The sequence below is a fragment of the Erwinia sp. 009765445 genome, assembly GCF_058137865.1.
In genome coordinates, this window is sequence record NZ_JBYUWC010000020.1 from 59,652 (window position 1) to 75,285 (window position 15,634).

Consider the following 15,634-nt stretch of genomic DNA (forward strand, 5'->3'; position numbering starts at 1 on the left):
AGCGCCCTGATTTTTGTCAGTAAAGTTTCTTGGCAGTATCCAGCCAGTCACCTTTAAACGGACGTTTCATGTTTTCAATCGCGTCGATGATGTCGTGGTGGACCATCTTCTCGTTCTGAATACCCACGCAACGACCGCCATAGCCCTGCAGCAGCAGTTCAATAGAGTAAGCGCCCATGCGGGAAGCCAGGATACGGTCATAGGCTACCGGTGCGCCGCCGCGCTGGATATGGCCCAGTACGGTGGAACGTGTTTCACGTTTCGTTTCGGCTTCGATGTATTTCGCCAGCTCGTCGATATCGCAGATGTGCTCGGTAATCGCCACGATGGCGTGTTTTTTCCCTTTAGCGATACCCGCTTTGATCTCCTGCACCAGCTCTTCGCGGGTGTAAGGGATTTCCGGCAGCACGATAAACTCACAGCCACCGGCAATGGCTGCCGCCAGCGTCAGGTCGCCACAGTAGCGGCCCATCACTTCCACGATGGAAATACGCTGGTGCGAAGAGGAGGTATCACGCAGGCGGTCGATAGCTTCCACCACGGTTTCCAGCGCGGTAAAGTAACCAATGGTGTAGTCAGTACCCGCCACGTCGTTATCAATGGTGCCAGGCAGGCCGATGCACGGGAAGCCCATCTCGGTCAGGCGCTTGGCGCCCATGTAGGAACCGTCGCCGCCAATAACCACCAGCGCATCAATGCCGCGCTTCTTCATGTTCTCAATGGCAACGGTACGCACGGATTCTTCACGGAATTCAGGGAAGCGGGCTGAGCCAAGGAAAGTGCCGCCACGGTTGATCATATCGGACACGCTGTAGCGGTCCAGATTCACCATACGATCTTCGTACAGCCCCAGATAGCCATCATAGATACCAAAAACTTCCAGATTCTCACTCAGCGCTGCGCGAACCACTCCCCTGATGGCAGCGTTCATGCCTGGAGCGTCACCGCCACTTGTCAGTACACCGATTTTTTTTATCATGACAACCTCTGAACTTGTTGATGCAAATTATAAATTCTGAACGCCGTTGGGGGGATCGACGCACGCTCGATCTTACGGACTGATAATGGCAATAGTATATCAAAGCCTGTGAGCTGAATTGATTCAGGTCAGTGATCATTCGCCTAAATTATTTGCGCTACGTCACGTTTTTTACACTGTAATGGTAAGCCATTTATTTTACTGGAAATCATAGCTCATGCGGATGCTGTTCGGGAACCACCGAACAGGGGTCCTGGTGGATGGTGATATCCGCGCCGGGAAAACCTTTTAACAGAGCCTGCTCCACCTCTTCAGCAATTTGATGAGCCTGGAACAAAGGCAGATGATCGTCCAGTTCCAGATGCAACTGAATAAAGCGCGTAGGACCAGACTGGCGTGTACGAATATCATGGGCTCCCTGCACACCCGGCCAGCTGGAAACGATAGTCATGATTTCCTGCTGGTCCTCTTCCGGCAGCGCTCTGTCCAGCAGCGACTGCACCGCATCGTAGCCCATCCGCAATGCACTGTAGAGAATATAAACGCCAATACCCAACGCAAACAACGCATCGGCACGTTTGAAGCCATACCAGCTTAGCGCCAGGGCCAGTAAAATCGCGCCATTCATGATCACGTCGGACTGGTAATGCAGCATATCGGCCCGCACGGCCTGGCTGCGCGTCCGCCGCACCACCCAGCGTTGAAAAGTCACCAACACCATCGTTGAAAACAGCGCAATTAAAGTCACCACAATACCGACCAGTGGCGCCCGCATTTCATTGGGCGTGGCCATGTGCTGCAAGCCAGTCAGGAAGAGGAACAATGCAGAACCGGAAATAAACATACTTTGCGCCAGCGCGGCGAGGGATTCAGCTTTACCGTGGCCAAAAGTGTGTTCTTCATCGGCGGGTTGAAGGGAGTAGCGCACCACAAAAAGGTTGGTCAGAGAGGCAGCGATATCCACCAGGGAATCCACTAAAGCCGCCAGCAGGCTGACCGAACCGGTATACCACCAGGCGAAAATTTTCACCAACAGCAGTAGCGAAGCCAGGGTCGTTGCCGCCAGCGCAGCACAGTTCACCAGGCGCGCGTAGTGTTGTTCCATGCCACACTCCGTTCAGTTCAGTGCGCTAAGTATACTGGATTTGGGACAAAAAAAACCCCGCCATCATGGCGGGGAAGACAGGGATAGTGTCTATGGCAAGGAAAAACAGGGATACTATGTTACTGGTTACTGCCGATACTACTCACTGCCTGCAGCGATGACGCCTGCTGCATGTTCGTTAGCTTGCGCATTTCGCTCATGCGCTGCTGGTGTTTCTGGTTCAAAACGTCCTGCTGGCTTGGTGTTAACAGGTGGTACATCTGGTTGCGAACGCGGGCCATCTCGACCTGCCGGGCAACTTCCGCCTGTGCTATTTGATCCAACCGGGCTTTGTAGGCCGCTTCGTCAAATTTATCTGCGATAATCATGTCGTGCAGTTGTTCTAAATCGCTAATACTTATGGGAGAACGTTCATAACGCGCCTGCTGCATCAGATCCCGCATCTGTTGACGCTGCTGTTCAGTGAGATTGATGCCATCAAACATGTGACTCTGCGGGATTTGCGTCATACTGCGTGGCGCCGCGTTGTCGTGATGCATCTCGTCAGTCGTCGTCACTTCTGTGGCCCACGCGGCGGAAAAACTCAGTATCAGCGCCGGTACCACAACGACGGCGGTAACTTTGCGCATCGTTAACTCCCAGGTTGGTTTCCATATTTCGATTCAACGAAAATGAGTCTACGGAACCAGCTGCAAACATGCGTCAGGCGGTGTAAAACTACGTAAAGTCATGGAATGACAGCATTCGTTCACGGTATTTTGCCTGCGGAGGGCAATAAAAATGAATAAAATCCTGTTGGTTGACGATGACCGCGAATTGACTTCGCTACTGAAAGAATTACTTGAAATGGAAGGGTTTGACGTGACGGTTGCCGGTGACGGCGAACAGGCACTGGCCCTGCTGGACAGCTCAATAGATCTTCTGCTACTTGACGTGATGATGCCGAAGAAAAACGGCATTGATACCCTGAAAGAACTGCGCCAGCAGCACCAGACGCCGGTCATTATGCTGACCGCCCGAGGAAGCGAGCTGGATCGCGTTCTGGGGCTGGAACTGGGTGCCGATGACTATCTGCCGAAGCCGTTTAACGATCGTGAGCTGGTAGCCCGTATTCGCGCTATTTTACGCCGGTCAAACTGGAGCGAGCAGCAACAATTGCACGACAACAGCTCTCCGACACTGGAAGTGGACAATCTGCGCCTGAATCCGGGCCGTCAGGAAGCGAGTTTCGACGACCTGGCGCTGGATTTGACCGGCACGGAGTTTACCCTGTTGTATTTGCTGGCTCAGCATCTGGGGCAGGTCGTCTCCCGTGAGCATCTGAGCCAGGAAGTACTGGGCAAACGCCTGACACCGTTTGACCGCGCCATCGATATGCATATTTCAAACCTGCGCCGCAAACTGCCGGATCGCAAAGACGGTCATCCGTGGTTTAAAACGCTGCGTGGCCGGGGCTATCTGATGGTTTCCGCTACATGATTTCAAGTCTGACCACCCGCATCTTCGCCATTTTCTGGCTGACCCTGGCACTGGTGCTGATGCTGGTTTTGATGGTGCCCAAGCTGGATACCCGCCAGATGACGCCGCTGCTGGATAACGAGCAGCGTCAGGGCATCATGATTGAGCAACACGTTGAGGCGGAGCTGATGCAGGATCCGCCAAACGACCTGATGTGGTGGCGCAGGTTATTCCGCGCCATTGATAAATGGGCTCCTCCTGGCCAGCGCCTTTTGCTGGTCACCAGTGAAGGGCGCGTTATTGGCGCACAGCACAGCGAAATGCAGGTGATCCGTAACTTTATCGGCCAGTCCGATAACGCCGATCATCCGCAGAAAAAGAAATATGGCCGGGTTGAGATGATCGGCCCCTTTTCGGTGCAGGACGGCGAGGATAACTACCAACTTTATCTTATCCGTCCAGCTGGCAGCTCGCAGCTCGACTTTATTAACCTGCTGTTCGACCGCCCGCTGCTGCTGCTGATTGTCACCATGCTGATCAGCTCTCCGCTGCTGCTGTGGCTGGCATGGAGCCTGGCAAAACCGGCGCGTAAGCTGAAACATGCGGCGGATGATGTGGCCGCAGGGAACCTGCGCCAGCGCCCGGAACTGGAATCCGGTCCGCAGGAGTTTCTGGCTGCGGGTTCCAGTTTTAACCAGATGGTCAGCGCGCTGGAAAGGATGATGACCGCTCAGCAGCGTTTGCTGTCGGACATTTCCCACGAATTGCGCACTCCGTTGACCCGTCTGCAACTGGCGACCGCGCTGATGCGTCGCCGCCAGGGCGAAGGGAAAGAGCTGCAGCGTATTGAGATGGAAGCCCAGCGTCTGGACGGCATGATCAATGACCTGCTGGTCCTCTCCCGCACGCAGCACAAGAACGCGCTGGTCAGTGAGGCAATGAAAGCCAATCACCTGTGGTCAGGCGTGCTGGATGACGCACGCTTTGAGGCCGAGCAGATGGGGAAAACGCTGGAAGTCCCCTATCCGCCTGGCCCGTGGCCGCTGTATGGCAACCCGAGTGCGCTGGACAGCGCGCTGGAAAACATTGTCCGTAATGCGCTGCGCTACTCCTGGTCGAAAATTATGGTCAGCTTCTCAGTTGATAAGCAGGGCATCACCATTCACGTAGATGACGATGGTCCGGGCGTCAGCGCGGAAGATCGCGAACAAATTTTCCGTCCGTTCTACCGTACCGACGAAGCCCGTGACCGTGAGTCAGGAGGGACCGGGTTAGGGCTGGCAATTGTGGAGACCGCTATCCAGCAACACCGTGGCTGGGTGAAGGCTGATGACAGCCCGTTAGGAGGTCTTCGTCTGACGATCTGGCTGCCGCTCTATACCAGCAACAACTGATCTTTGCTATGCTTCGGCCCTCGTTCATGAGGGCCGCTGTCGATGCTGAATATCGTATTATTTGAACCTGAAATTCCCCCCAATACCGGCAATATCATCCGCCTGTGCGCCAACACCGGCTTCCGTCTGCACCTGATTGAGCCGCTCGGCTTTGCCTGGGATGATAAACGCCTGCGCCGTGCCGGGCTGGATTACCACGAATTCACGGCCATTCAGCACCATGCTGACTATGCCGCTTTTCTGGCTGCGGAAGCTCCTCAGCGGTTGTTTGCGCTGACGACTAAAGGAACGCCTGCACACAGCGCGGTAAGCTATCAGGCCGGGGATTATTTGCTGTTCGGACCGGAAACACGGGGACTGCCAGCAGAGATACTGAACGCATTGCCTGTTGAGCAGAAGATCCGCATTCCGATGCAGCCAGACAGCCGCAGTATGAATCTGTCGAATGCGGTTTCAGTGGTAGTGTACGAAGCCTGGCGCCAGCTGGATTATGCTGGCGCGCTGATCAAAGAGTAGTTAAATACCGTCGCCGAACTCAAAGCCCGGAACCATGCCGTTGAAGTGCTGATCCATATCCATCGACGGTTTCTCGCTGTTCGGTTTACCGACGATACGCGCCGGTACGCCAGCAGCGGTGGTATGCGGAGGAACAGGCTGCAGCACGACTGAACCCGCGCCAATCTTCGCCCCGCGGCCCACTTCGATATTGCCAAGAATTTTGGCGCCTGCGCCAATCATCACCCCTTCGCGGATTTTTGGGTGACGATCGCCGGAGGTTTTGCCGGTTCCGCCCAGCGTTACCGACTGCAGAATCGACACGTCATCCTCAATCACCGCCGTTTCACCCACGACGATGCCGGTAGCGTGGTCGAGCATGATGCCCCGGCCAATTCTGGCCGCCGGATGGATATCCACGGCGAAGGAAACTGACACCTCATTCTGCAGATAGACCGCCAGCGCCCGTCGTCCCTCATTCCACAGCCAGTGACCAATACGGTAGGCCTGCAGGGCGTGAAAACCTTTCAGATAGAGCAATGGCGTGGAGTATTTATCAATGGCAGGATCGCGCTGGCGCACCGCCTGGATATCGCAGGCGGCCGACTGGATCATCGACGGATCCTGCCTGTACGCTTCCTGCACGATCTCACGGATGGCAATGGCAGGCATGATGGGGTTCGCCAGCTTGTTGGCCAGCATATAACTCAGCGCGCTACCCAAGTCGTCATGCTTCAACAGCGTGGCGTGGTAAAAACTGGCCAGCATTGGCTCGCAGTCCGCCAGGGCCCGCGCTTCCGCTTTAATATAATCCCAGACCAGTTCAGGCTCTACACACGGCATTACTCTCTCCCCATCAAATAGCGCGTCCGGTCGACGCCGGTTCGCTACAGCGCCCTGTCTCAGCTGGCGCTGTTCTCATCTTTTCTGGTGCGTCCAAGCAAGCTCAATGCTGCCTCCCGCGCACTCTTTTCGCAATACAATACCTGATAAATTTGCTCGGTTATCGGCATCTCCACGCCACAGCGCGCGGCCAGAACCTTAACCTCTTTAGTATTTCGGAAACCTTCCACCACCTGGCCGATGGTGGTTTGTGCCGTTTCAACGTCCGATCCCTGCCCCAACATCATGCCGAAGCGGCGGTTACGCGACTGGTTGTCGGTACAGGTCAGCACCAGATCGCCCAGTCCGGCCATGCCCATAAATGTTGTGGGATCGGCACCCAGCGCAATGCCCAGACGGGTCATTTCCGCCAGGCCGCGGGTGATCAGCGCCGTACGCGCATTGGCCCCAAAGCCAATACCGTCAGAAATACCGGCACCAATAGCGATAACGTTTTTTACCGCTCCCCCGAGCTGAACGCCGGTGAAATCCGGATTGTTATACACGCGGAAACTTTTGCCACAGTGCAACAGAGTTTGCAGATCTTCCGCGAAAACGGCATCAGTTGCTGCCAGAGCAATGGCTGTTGGCATACCTGCCGCCAACTCTTTGGCAAACGTCGGCCCGGAAATCACCGCCAGTGGAATTTGACCGCCGAGGATCTCGCGCGCCACTTCCTGTAGCAGCCGCCCGGTCTCTTTCTCCAGGCCTTTGGTGGCCCAGACAATGCGGGAATCGGCCCGCAGATGTGGTTTGATTTGCTGTAACACATCGCCGAATACGTGGCTGGGTACAACCACCAGCAGATCGCGACTGGCCGCAATAGCGGTCGCCAGGTCGGTTTCAAGGCTCAGCGAATCAGGAAAGGGAACATCGGGCAGGAAAGCCGTATTACAGCGGTCAGCCTGAAGCTGTGCCTGATGGTGTGGGTTATGACCCCACAGCACGACGTTGTGGCCGTTGCGGGCCAGCGTGATAGCTAAAGCGGTGCCGTACGAACCGGCACCGATGACGCTCATTGAAGCATTAGCTTGTGGCATCAGGCATCCTGTTGAGGTGCGGCGCCTTCGTTTGACTGCTGAAGATAGTTCATGAACAGCGCGTCAAAGTTAACCGGGGCCAGGTTCAGTTGCGGGAAGGTACCGCGGGAAACCAGGCTGGTGATGCATTCACGTGCATACGGGAAAAGAATGTTCGGGCAGTATGCACCCAAGCAATGCGCCATCTGGTTGCCTTCGATACCGGAGACAGAGAAGATGCCAGCCTGCTGCACTTCGCACAGGAACGCGGTGTCTTCGCCGACGGTTGCGGTCACGGTGACACGCAGAACCACTTCAAACACGTCATCTGCAAGCTGGCTGGAAGCCGTATCCAAATCCAGTTTCACTTCTGGTTCCCACTCTTTCTGGAAAACCGCAGGCGCGTTAGGTGCTTCAAAGGAGATATCTTTAGTATAGATACGCTGGATCTGGAAAGACATCTCGGTGTTGTTTTGTTCTGACATGTTACGTAATCCTATATGTTTAATAATCCGTTATTGCGCTGCTCGCCCGTTTTATTTTAAGAGCGGGTCGAGACCTTGTCGGCTATCGAGCGCGTACAGGTCGTCACAGCCGCCAATATGCTGTGCATCGATAAAAATCTGTGGGACGGTGGTACGGCCGCTGCGTTTGATCATCTCTTCACGCTTACCGGCATCGCCATCAATGGCAATTTCCTGATAATTCACCCCTTTCTGGCTCAGTAGCGCCTTAGCGCGATGGCAGAAAGGACAGGTTGCTTTGGTATAGACCTCAACGTTTGCCATGCCGTACCTCCAAATATTATTTACCGCGTACCAGCGGCAGGTTCTCACCGCTCCAGCCGGAAACGCCATCTTTCAGGACGTAAACCTGCTCGAAACCGGCAGCGTTCAGCTGTGCAGCAGGATCGGCTGCGGAAGTGCCGTTAGCACAGACAACAATTAGCGGCTGCGCTTTGTGTTTATCCAGCTCGCCAAAGCTGCCTTTTTTGATGTCGGCAGCCAGTACGTTGATCGAATTCGAAATATGGCCCTTACGGAAGTCATCGCGGGAACGCACATCGACTACCACGGCTTCTTCTTTATTGATTAAACGGGTAGCTTCACCGCGGCTAATCGTTTTTATCTTGGAGAACATGCCCTTAACGGTGGTCACGATCACCAGAACCAGCAGAACAACCCACGCCAGACTGAGAATGGTGTGGCTGCCTGCGAACTGCATAATATCTTGCATGAGGGGTAACAACTCCCGAAAGGGTTAATAAGCTAAAACAAGGCTTCTGAGTATACCTGCCAGTGTTCTCATGTACAGTCGTGATGCGGTCAGAGTTACGTTTTCTGGGGCAGATCCTCAAAAAAAATTGCGTTAAGTGTAAAACCTGCTGTCGACTTGCGACAGCCTCATTATTAAGCGGCGAAATGTTGTACTACTTAATCCCTTCCGGTGAGCTTTTTGACACTCCCCCGCCTCACCTGAACCAGCGGTCTGTCACCACTGGAAACGCAAATGCCCCCACAGATGACTGGTAAGCTGCTGTTCATCGTGGAATAATCCTCGTCCTATGAGGGAAAAAGCGACAGTTTCAATTCAACGAACCCAGGGTAATGGAGCGGCCGCAGGCGTTCCGTTACGATCTGCCGTGTTCAGCCTCTCTGCCAGCGTGCTCTGCGCTGGCCTTCTGCTGTTGCCTGCAGCCAGCCAGGCTGCCGACGATAACAAGTCTGAGCTGAAGAGCATTCAGCAAAACATCGCTGCTAAAGAGAAGAGCGTGCAGCAGCAGAAACAGCAGCGCAGCAAACTGCTCGATCAGCTGCAAAGCCAGGAAAAAATCATTGCCCAGGCCAGCCGACAGCTACGCGAAACGCAAATTTCCCTCACCGCTCTGAATAAAGACATTGCGGCACTGACCGCTTCAATCAGCAAATTGCAGGCCCGGCAGGACGCCCAGGAGAAATTACTGGCCGAACAGCTGGATGCCGCTTTTCGTCAGGGCCAGCACAGCGGATTGCAGCTGATCCTCAGCGGAGAGGAGAGCCAGCGTAGTGAACGCATTCTGGCCTACTTCGGCTACCTCAATGACGCTCGCCAGAAATCTATAGACGATCTGAAAAAGACCCGCAGCGATCTGTCGGCGCAAAAAGCCACTCTGGTGGACAAACAGACGCAGCAGAAATCCCTGCTGGCTACGCAACAGGGCCAGCAGCAGAAGCTGGAAGGTGCCCGCGCCGCCCGTAAGAAGACCCTGACCACGCTTGAATCCTCGTTGGAGAAAGATCAGGCCCAGTTGGTCGAGATGCGCCAGAACGAAAGCCGCCTGCAGGACAAAATTGCCAAAGCCGAGCGAGAAGCCCGCGCGCGTGCTGAAAAAGAGGCAAGAGATGCACAGCGTGTTCGTGACCGCGAAGCGCAGGCAAAGAGCAAAGGCACCACTTACAAACCCACTGAAGGTGAGCGTTCACTGATGGCGCGTACCGGCGGTCTGGGTCGTCCCTCTGGTCAGGCGATCTGGCCGATCCGCGGAGCCATTGAACATCGCTTCGGCGAGCAGCTGCAGGGCGAGCTACGCTACAAAGGTCTGGTGATTGATGCTCCTGAAGGCACCGAAGTGAAAGCCATTGCCGACGGTCGCGTACTGATGGCCGACTGGTTGCAGGGCTACGGCCTGGTGGTGGTGGTTGAACACGGCAAAGGGGATATGAGCCTTTACGGCTATAATCAGAGTGCGCTGGTGAGCGTGGGAACCCAGGTTAAGGCAGGACAGCCAATCGCCCTGGTGGGGACCAGCGGCGGCCGGGGCACGCCTTCACTGTATTTCGAAATCCGACGCCAGGGACAGGCCGTCAATCCACTACCGTGGTTGGGAAAATAACTTTTGTCACATCTCCGTAAAATCAGCGGCGTGCTGACAGGTCTGCTGATGGCCTGCTCGGCACATGCCGGCAAACTCTCCATTGTTATCGATGATTTTGGCTACCGCCCGGCGCAGGAAAATCAGGTATTACAGATGCCAAAGGCCGTTTCCGTCGCGGTACTGCCCAACGCCACTCACGCCCGTGAGATGGCGGTTAAAGCGCATCTGAGCGGTCATGAAGTTCTGATCCACCTGCCGATGGCCCCGCTCAGCAAACAGCCGCTGGAAAAGGATACGCTGAGGCCGGATATGTCCAGCGCCGAAGTGGAACGCATTATCCGCGAAGCCGTAGCCAAAGTGCCTTATGCCGTCGGGCTGAATAACCATATGGGCAGTGCAATGACCTCCAGCCTGTCAGGAATGCAGAAAGTGATGCAGGTGCTGAATCACTATAATTTTTACTTCCTCGACAGTATGACTATCGGTAACAGCCAGTCCACCCGTGCTGCTCAGGGAACCAGCGTTAAAGTGATCAAACGCCGGGTGTTCCTCGATGATACGCAGAACGAAGCGGATATCCGCAAACAGTTTATGCGAGCGGTCCACCTCGCTCAGCGGGATGGCTCTGCTATTGCTATTGGTCATCCCCATCCGACCACGGTAAAAGTGCTGCAGCAGATGTTGCCGACGTTACCTGCAGACATTACTCTGGTTCGCCCAAGCCAGCTGCTGAATGAGCCACAGAACACCAGCCATAAGCCGCTGCCAGTGGAAAACAAACCGGCCACGCCGCGTAATCCGTTCCGGGGTGCGCAGAGCTGTCCGGTTAAAGTGCTGCCGGTACCAGCAACCCGGGCATTGGGCGTAGTGGCAGACAGCATTTCCGACAGCGCGGGTGTTCGCTATATTAAAACTAATTTTTCCGGGTTGAAGTTTGACCTGGAAAAGACCCCATAATCTTACTGTTGCGTCCCGCCCCCTGACGCGGGACGCAGGATACATGGATACGGAAGCGGCGTGATGGAACAACAGCGTAAGAAGATCCTGCTGCTGGATACCGGCAACGAATGGGGCGGCGGCACCAACAGCATGCTTGAGCTACTGAAGCGCATTGACCGCACCCGGTTTGATATTCACTGCTGCTTCTATCACAACTACTCCCGTGGCAAAGGCGAGTCGATTAAGCAGGTCCTCGAATCGCTCGACATCCCTGTCATTTTTCTGCCTCAACGCCGCCAGCCTGGCTGGGCAAAAGTCAGCAAAGAGCTGCTGCGCTCACTGGTGTTTTTCCACCGTGGCCTGCGTCAGAAAGTGACCCGCCTGGTGGATAGCCTGTGGCGCATCAACCCGAATGCCAGCAGAATCCGGCAACTGCTGGTGCAACAGAATTTTGCCATGCTGTATATGAACAACCAGCCGGGATCGAACGCCGAAGGCTACCTTGCCGCTGCGGGACTGCCCGTGATCGTGGTGCAGCACTGCCGGATTGAACCCGTCCTGACCCCTGAACTGGTAGAGCTGGTGAACAAGCGTGCCGACGCTGTGATTGCTGTATCCACTGGCGTGCATAGTGTATTACTGGCGCACGGCGTGGCGGCTGAAAAATGTTTCACCGTCTTTAATGCCATTGATATCCGGCAGCAGCTACCAGATCGCGAAGAGATGCGCCGCCAGCTGCTGAACGTGCAGCCGGAGACACTCGTTTTTGGTAGCATCGGCTCGTTAATTGCCAGAAAGTCCAATCAGCACAGCCTGCAGGCGCTGGCGAAATTCGCAGCCACCTTTCCCGAAGCTGACTGGCGCATGGTGATCCTCGGTGAAGGACCGGAGCACGAAGCTCTGCAGCGCCTGGCTCAGCAATCAGGCATTGCCGATCGCGTTCAGTTCACCGGTTTTCGCAGCAATGCGCTGGAATACCTCGCCGCTTTCGACGTGTTTATTCTGGCCTCGAAAAGTGAAGGACTGCCCCGCGTGGTGCTGGAAGCGATGCTGCTGAAAACAGCGGTGATTGGTTCCCGCGTGACGGGAACAGCCGAGCTGATCGAGCATGATAAAACCGGGTTGCTGTATGACTACGGTGATATTCAGGCCCTTTATGAACAGATGAAAACGCTGTGGCTTGATGCCGCAAAGCGCCAGCAGTTATTGCTGCAGGCGAACACCAGCGTGAAAGAACACTATGCCATTGAGAAGTACGTCTCAGGTGTGGAAACCATTTTGCAAAATGCGGCTCACGGAAACTCATCGCATGTTTGAATTTTTGAATCCTCAGTATCGTCACGTTCGCGCCCGTCACAACCTTTCTTATCAACAAAATAAGGTGCAGGGCACGGTGACAGTCACCTCGATTGTGATCCCCTGTACCGGCGCGGACTTTGTCGAAGAGGCCCTGCTCAGCGCACTTTTTGCCTCCCGTTTCGCTCCGGCAGCGGAAGAGATTGTTATTGTGACCGATCAGCCAGCCGGACAGTTTGGCGAACTTCCCCCTAAAACCAGAGTGGTCACGCTGGAGGTGCCTTTTCGTGAAGAGAGCTACCGCTACAAACAGATTTACCGCAGCCGCCTGATCAAGCTGCAGGCTCCGCTACAGGCGCGGACTGAAGGGGTTTTGATGATCGATTCCGATCTGAACCTGCTGCAGATGCCGGAAATCAGCATGCTGGACGGGCATATCTACTCCAGCTTCCGCCAGGGCAAAATGATTGCCAAGCTGATGAAGGCACCCGAAGAAAACCGCCCGGCTTACTATCGCAACAGCATCCGCCCGTATATTGTCGATCATGTTAACGGGGCATTTCTTGCCGCCACCCGCCAGACCTGGCAGCGAATCTGCCCGCTGTGGCTGACGCTGTTCCAGGATACCTGGGAGCTGATGGACGATTCCCAGCCGCCAACCGATCAGCTGCCGCTGGCGGCATTGCTGGATTTGCTGGATCTGAAAACCGTCAATCTGGGCGACTGGATGAACTGGCCGGTGTCGAAGAAAATCGGCGGCAACACGGCCGTTATCCCGCAAGAGGTGGTTGGCGCACATGGCGGCTTCCCTCTGTCTGAATGGCAGAAATACCTTGAATCCCCTGCCACACCGCTGACGTTTAAAGGCCAGGACTACACGCGCAAAGTGCGCTACCTGACTGACGCAGAAAAACAGCAGTAACAAGAGCAACCGGTAAAAGAGGGTCTTGCCGCTTTTACCGGCCCTGATCATTTATTGCCAGTCGAGAATGACCTTTCCTGACTGGCCGGAGCGCATCTGGTCAAATCCCTGCCGGAACTCATCAATACTGAAGCGATGGGTGATCACCGGCGTCAGATCCAGCCCGGACTGGATCAGCGCGGCCATCTTGTACCAGGTTTCAAACATCTCCCGGCCATAGATTCCCTTGATAAACAGCCCCTTGAAAATAACCTGATTCCAGTCAATCGACATCTCAGACGGTGGAATACCCAGCAGCGCAATCCGGCCGCCGTGGTTCATCACGCTCAGCATACTGCGGAAGGCTGCTGGCGCACCGGACATCTCCAGCCCGACGTCAAACCCCTCCGTCATCCCCAGTTCGTGCATCACTTCTGTCAGCTTTTCCCTGCCAACGTTCACTGCCCGCGTTACCCCCATGCTGTGCGCCAACCCGAGCCGGTAATCATTCACATCAGTGATCACTACATGACGGGCACCCACATGGCGACAAATCGCTGCGGCCATAATGCCTATCGGCCCGGCACCGGAAATCAGCACGTCTTCACCCACCAGATCGAAAGAGAGCGCGGTATGGACGGCATTGCCAAAGGGGTCGAAAATGGCGGCGAGCTCATCGGGAATATTGTCCGGGATGCGGAAAGCATTAAACGCCGGGATCACCAGATACTCGGCGAAGCAGCCCTGCCTGTTCACCCCCACGCCAATTGCATTACGGCAAAGATGGGTCCGGCATGCGCGACAGTTACGGCAGTGGCCACAGGTGATATGCCCTTCGCCCGAAACACGATCGCCAATGGTAAACCCCTTCACTTCCTGGCCGATTGCCACCACTTCGCCGACATATTCATGGCCGACTATCATCGGCACCGGAATGGTCTTTTGCGACCATTCGTCCCAATTGTAGATATGCACATCCGTACCGCAGATGGCGGTTTTACGGATTTTAATCAACAGGTCATTATGACCAGGCTCGGGGATCGGCGCATCGCTGACCATCCAGATCCCCTCTTCTGCCCGCAGTTTGGCTAATGCTTTCATCGTCACCGCTCCTCTCAGGCAATCACGCCCAGTTGCTTTCCGATACGGGTAAAAGCTTCCACTGCATGCACCAGTTGCTCATGAGTGTGACCGGCAGAAATTTGCGTGCGGATACGCGCCTGGCCCTTGGGCACTACCGGGTAGAAGAACCCGGAGACATAGATCCCCTCTTTCTGCAGAAGGCGGGAAAACTCCTGCGCCACCTTCGCTTCGCCCAGCATCACCGGAATGATGGCGTGATCCGCTCCCGCCAGAGTGAAACCGGCTCTGGACATCTCTTCGCGGAAGAACTTCACGTTTTCCCAAAGGCGCCGACGCAGGCCGTCACCTTCAGTGAGCATATCCAGCACGCGCAGAGAGGCCGCGACAATTGCCGGGGCGAGAGAGTTAGAGAAAAGGTAGGGACGTGAGCGCTGGCGCAACCATTCCACCACCTCTTTCCTGGCAGCGGTGTAACCACCAGAAGCGCCGCCGAGCGCTTTACCAAGCGTGCCGGTAATGATATCAACGCGCCCCATCACTTCGCAGTATTCCGGCGTGCCACGCCCACCCGCGCCCACAAAACCTACTGCATGTGAGTCATCCACCATCACCAGCGCGTGATAACGTTCGGCCAGATCGCAGATCCCCTGCAAATTCGCAATCACCCCATCCATAGAAAACACGCCATCGGTAGCGATCATGATATGACGGGCACCGGCTGCCTGAGCTTCCTGCAGGCGCTGCTCCAGCTCGGCCATATCGTTGTTGGCATAGCGATAACGTTTAGCCTTGCACAGGCGGACGCCATCGATGATGGAGGCATGGTTCAGCGCATCGGAAATAACGGCATCTTCCGCATCCAGTAACGTTTCGAACAGGCCGCCATTGGCGTCAAAGCAGGAGGAATAGAGGATCGAATCCTCCATTCCCAGAAACTCTGCCAGCCGTTTTTCCAGCTGTTTATGCGTGTCCTGAGTGCCGCAGATAAATCGCACTGAAGCCATGCCAAACCCGTGGCTCTCCATGCCTTCTCTGGCAGCCGCAATCAGCGCCGGATGATTCGCCAGTCCAAGGTAATTATTGGCGCAGAAATTAACAGCGCGTGCTCCTCCCTCCAGCCCGACTTCTGCCTGCTGCACGGAAGTCAGCGGGCGTTCGGCCTTGAACAGTCCTTCCTGTTCTAAATCAGTGAGCTGCTGCGAAATTTGCTGATAAAACGATGACGGCAT

General features: G+C 55.4%; 17 protein-coding genes. 7 read left to right on the forward strand and 10 right to left on the reverse strand.

From position 1 onward, the window contains the following. Positions 1-16: 16 nt before the first annotated feature. From pfkA to cpxP, 3 genes are all read right to left on the reverse strand, one after another. Positions 17-979 (reverse strand): 6-phosphofructokinase, encoded by a 963-nt coding sequence (gene pfkA / locus AC3Y5R_RS19790; RefSeq protein WP_158782259.1) that lies wholly within the window; start codon positions 977-979, stop codon positions 17-19. Positions 980-1,187: 208 nt separating this feature from the next. Then, entirely contained in the window at positions 1,188-2,084 is an 897-nt protein-coding gene (gene fieF, locus AC3Y5R_RS19795; protein ID WP_489922749.1) for a CDF family cation-efflux transporter FieF, read from the reverse strand. 119 nt (positions 2,085-2,203) lie between these two features. After that, positions 2,204-2,713: a cell-envelope stress modulator CpxP gene (cpxP, locus tag AC3Y5R_RS19800; RefSeq protein WP_489922750.1), complete on the reverse strand. Its 510-nt coding sequence runs from the start codon at positions 2,711-2,713 to the stop codon at positions 2,204-2,206. Positions 2,714-2,864: 151 nt separating this feature from the next. Between cpxP and cpxR the strand changes: the two genes are divergently transcribed. From cpxR to trmL, 3 genes are read left to right on the forward strand one after another with little or no spacing between them, the layout of a single operon-like run. Continuing rightward, on the forward strand, positions 2,865-3,563 hold the full coding sequence (cpxR, locus tag AC3Y5R_RS19805; protein WP_158782262.1) for an envelope stress response regulator transcription factor CpxR: 699 nt from the start codon (positions 2,865-2,867) through the stop codon (positions 3,561-3,563). After that, a complete protein-coding gene (gene cpxA / locus AC3Y5R_RS19810; protein ID WP_158782263.1) occupies positions 3,560-4,936 on the forward strand; it encodes an envelope stress sensor histidine kinase CpxA in 1,377 nt (458 codons plus the stop codon). The genes cpxR and cpxA overlap by 4 nt, the downstream gene beginning before the upstream one ends. Positions 4,937-4,978: 42 nt before the next feature. Further along, the gene (gene trmL, locus AC3Y5R_RS19815; RefSeq protein ID WP_489922751.1) at positions 4,979-5,452 is read left to right on the forward strand and encodes a tRNA (uridine(34)/cytosine(34)/5-carboxymethylaminomethyluridine(34)-2'-O)-methyltransferase TrmL; all 474 of its coding nucleotides are present in this window, start codon (positions 4,979-4,981) and stop codon (positions 5,450-5,452) included. On the opposite strand, the gene cysE is transcribed toward trmL, so the two are convergent. From cysE to AC3Y5R_RS19840, 5 genes are read right to left on the reverse strand one after another with little or no spacing between them, the layout of a single operon-like run. Continuing rightward, the gene (gene cysE, locus AC3Y5R_RS19820; protein ID WP_489922752.1) at positions 5,453-6,274 is read right to left on the reverse strand and encodes a serine O-acetyltransferase; all 822 of its coding nucleotides are present in this window, start codon (positions 6,272-6,274) and stop codon (positions 5,453-5,455) included. 59 nt (positions 6,275-6,333) lie between these two features. Continuing rightward, positions 6,334-7,353 (reverse strand): NAD(P)H-dependent glycerol-3-phosphate dehydrogenase, encoded by a 1,020-nt coding sequence (gene gpsA, locus AC3Y5R_RS19825; RefSeq protein ID WP_489922753.1) that lies wholly within the window; start codon positions 7,351-7,353, stop codon positions 6,334-6,336. Continuing rightward, complete coding sequence (gene secB, locus AC3Y5R_RS19830) at positions 7,353-7,817, reverse strand: protein-export chaperone SecB (protein ID WP_158782267.1); 465 nt, start codon at positions 7,815-7,817, stop codon at positions 7,353-7,355. The genes gpsA and secB overlap by 1 nt, the downstream gene beginning before the upstream one ends. A gap of 51 nt (positions 7,818-7,868) precedes the next feature. Beyond that, the gene (grxC, locus tag AC3Y5R_RS19835) at positions 7,869-8,120 is read right to left on the reverse strand and encodes a glutaredoxin 3 (RefSeq protein ID WP_158782268.1); all 252 of its coding nucleotides are present in this window, start codon (positions 8,118-8,120) and stop codon (positions 7,869-7,871) included. 16 nt (positions 8,121-8,136) lie between these two features. Further along, complete coding sequence (locus AC3Y5R_RS19840) at positions 8,137-8,568, reverse strand: rhodanese-like domain-containing protein (RefSeq protein WP_158782269.1); 432 nt, start codon at positions 8,566-8,568, stop codon at positions 8,137-8,139. A 328-nt stretch (positions 8,569-8,896) separates the two neighbouring features. On the opposite strand from AC3Y5R_RS19840, the gene envC reads away from it, so the two are divergent. From envC to AC3Y5R_RS19860, 4 genes are all read left to right on the forward strand, one after another. Beyond that, positions 8,897-10,204 (forward strand): murein hydrolase activator EnvC, encoded by a 1,308-nt coding sequence (envC, locus tag AC3Y5R_RS19845; protein WP_489922754.1) that lies wholly within the window; start codon positions 8,897-8,899, stop codon positions 10,202-10,204. Between the two features lie 3 nt (positions 10,205-10,207). Then, entirely contained in the window at positions 10,208-11,143 is a 936-nt protein-coding gene (locus AC3Y5R_RS19850) for a divergent polysaccharide deacetylase family protein (RefSeq protein WP_489922755.1), read from the forward strand. Positions 11,144-11,206: 63 nt separating this feature from the next. Next, positions 11,207-12,442: a glycosyltransferase gene (locus tag AC3Y5R_RS19855; protein WP_489922786.1), complete on the forward strand. Its 1,236-nt coding sequence runs from the start codon at positions 11,207-11,209 to the stop codon at positions 12,440-12,442. Beyond that, positions 12,435-13,343, forward strand: coding sequence for a hypothetical protein (locus tag AC3Y5R_RS19860; RefSeq protein ID WP_489922756.1), 909 nt, complete (start codon positions 12,435-12,437; stop codon positions 13,341-13,343). Before AC3Y5R_RS19855 ends, AC3Y5R_RS19860 begins: the two co-directional genes overlap by 8 nt. A gap of 51 nt (positions 13,344-13,394) precedes the next feature. Here the strand turns inward: AC3Y5R_RS19860 and tdh are convergent, their stop codons facing one another. Continuing rightward, positions 13,395-14,423: an L-threonine 3-dehydrogenase gene (tdh, locus tag AC3Y5R_RS19865; RefSeq protein ID WP_489922757.1), complete on the reverse strand. Its 1,029-nt coding sequence runs from the start codon at positions 14,421-14,423 to the stop codon at positions 13,395-13,397. Positions 14,424-14,437: 14 nt separating this feature from the next. Continuing rightward, positions 14,438-15,634: a glycine C-acetyltransferase gene (locus AC3Y5R_RS19870; protein ID WP_489922758.1), complete on the reverse strand. Its 1,197-nt coding sequence runs from the start codon at positions 15,632-15,634 to the stop codon at positions 14,438-14,440.

Excerpts from the sequence above, each read along its gene's own strand:
- cpxA (WP_158782263.1), top strand. The coding sequence starts at position 3,560 with ATGATTTCAAGTCTGACCACCCGCATCTTCGCCATTTTCTGGCTGACC.
- cpxR (WP_158782262.1), top strand. The coding sequence starts at position 2,865 with ATGAATAAAATCCTGTTGGTTGACGATGACCGCGAATTGACTTCGCTA.
- cysE (WP_489922752.1), bottom strand. The coding sequence starts at position 6,274 with ATGCCGTGTGTAGAGCCTGAACTGGTCTGGGATTATATTAAAGCGGAA.
- fieF (WP_489922749.1), bottom strand. The coding sequence starts at position 2,084 with ATGGAACAACACTACGCGCGCCTGGTGAACTGTGCTGCGCTGGCGGCA.
- grxC (WP_158782268.1), bottom strand. The coding sequence starts at position 8,120 with ATGGCAAACGTTGAGGTCTATACCAAAGCAACCTGTCCTTTCTGCCAT.
- secB (WP_158782267.1), bottom strand. The coding sequence starts at position 7,817 with ATGTCAGAACAAAACAACACCGAGATGTCTTTCCAGATCCAGCGTATC.
- cpxP (WP_489922750.1), bottom strand. The coding sequence starts at position 2,713 with ATGCGCAAAGTTACCGCCGTCGTTGTGGTACCGGCGCTGATACTGAGT.
- trmL (WP_489922751.1), top strand. The coding sequence starts at position 4,979 with ATGCTGAATATCGTATTATTTGAACCTGAAATTCCCCCCAATACCGGC.
- gpsA (WP_489922753.1), bottom strand. The coding sequence starts at position 7,353 with ATGCCACAAGCTAATGCTTCAATGAGCGTCATCGGTGCCGGTTCGTAC.
- AC3Y5R_RS19855 (WP_489922786.1), top strand. The coding sequence starts at position 11,207 with ATGGAACAACAGCGTAAGAAGATCCTGCTGCTGGATACCGGCAACGAA.
- AC3Y5R_RS19840 (WP_158782269.1), bottom strand. The coding sequence starts at position 8,568 with ATGCAAGATATTATGCAGTTCGCAGGCAGCCACACCATTCTCAGTCTG.
- AC3Y5R_RS19870 (WP_489922758.1), bottom strand. The coding sequence starts at position 15,634 with ATGCCGTCATCGTTTTATCAGCAAATTTCGCAGCAGCTCACTGATTTA.
- tdh (WP_489922757.1), bottom strand. The coding sequence starts at position 14,423 with ATGAAAGCATTAGCCAAACTGCGGGCAGAAGAGGGGATCTGGATGGTC.
- AC3Y5R_RS19860 (WP_489922756.1), top strand. The coding sequence starts at position 12,435 with ATGTTTGAATTTTTGAATCCTCAGTATCGTCACGTTCGCGCCCGTCAC.
- envC (WP_489922754.1), top strand. The coding sequence starts at position 8,897 with ATGAGGGAAAAAGCGACAGTTTCAATTCAACGAACCCAGGGTAATGGA.
- pfkA (WP_158782259.1), bottom strand. The coding sequence starts at position 979 with ATGATAAAAAAAATCGGTGTACTGACAAGTGGCGGTGACGCTCCAGGC.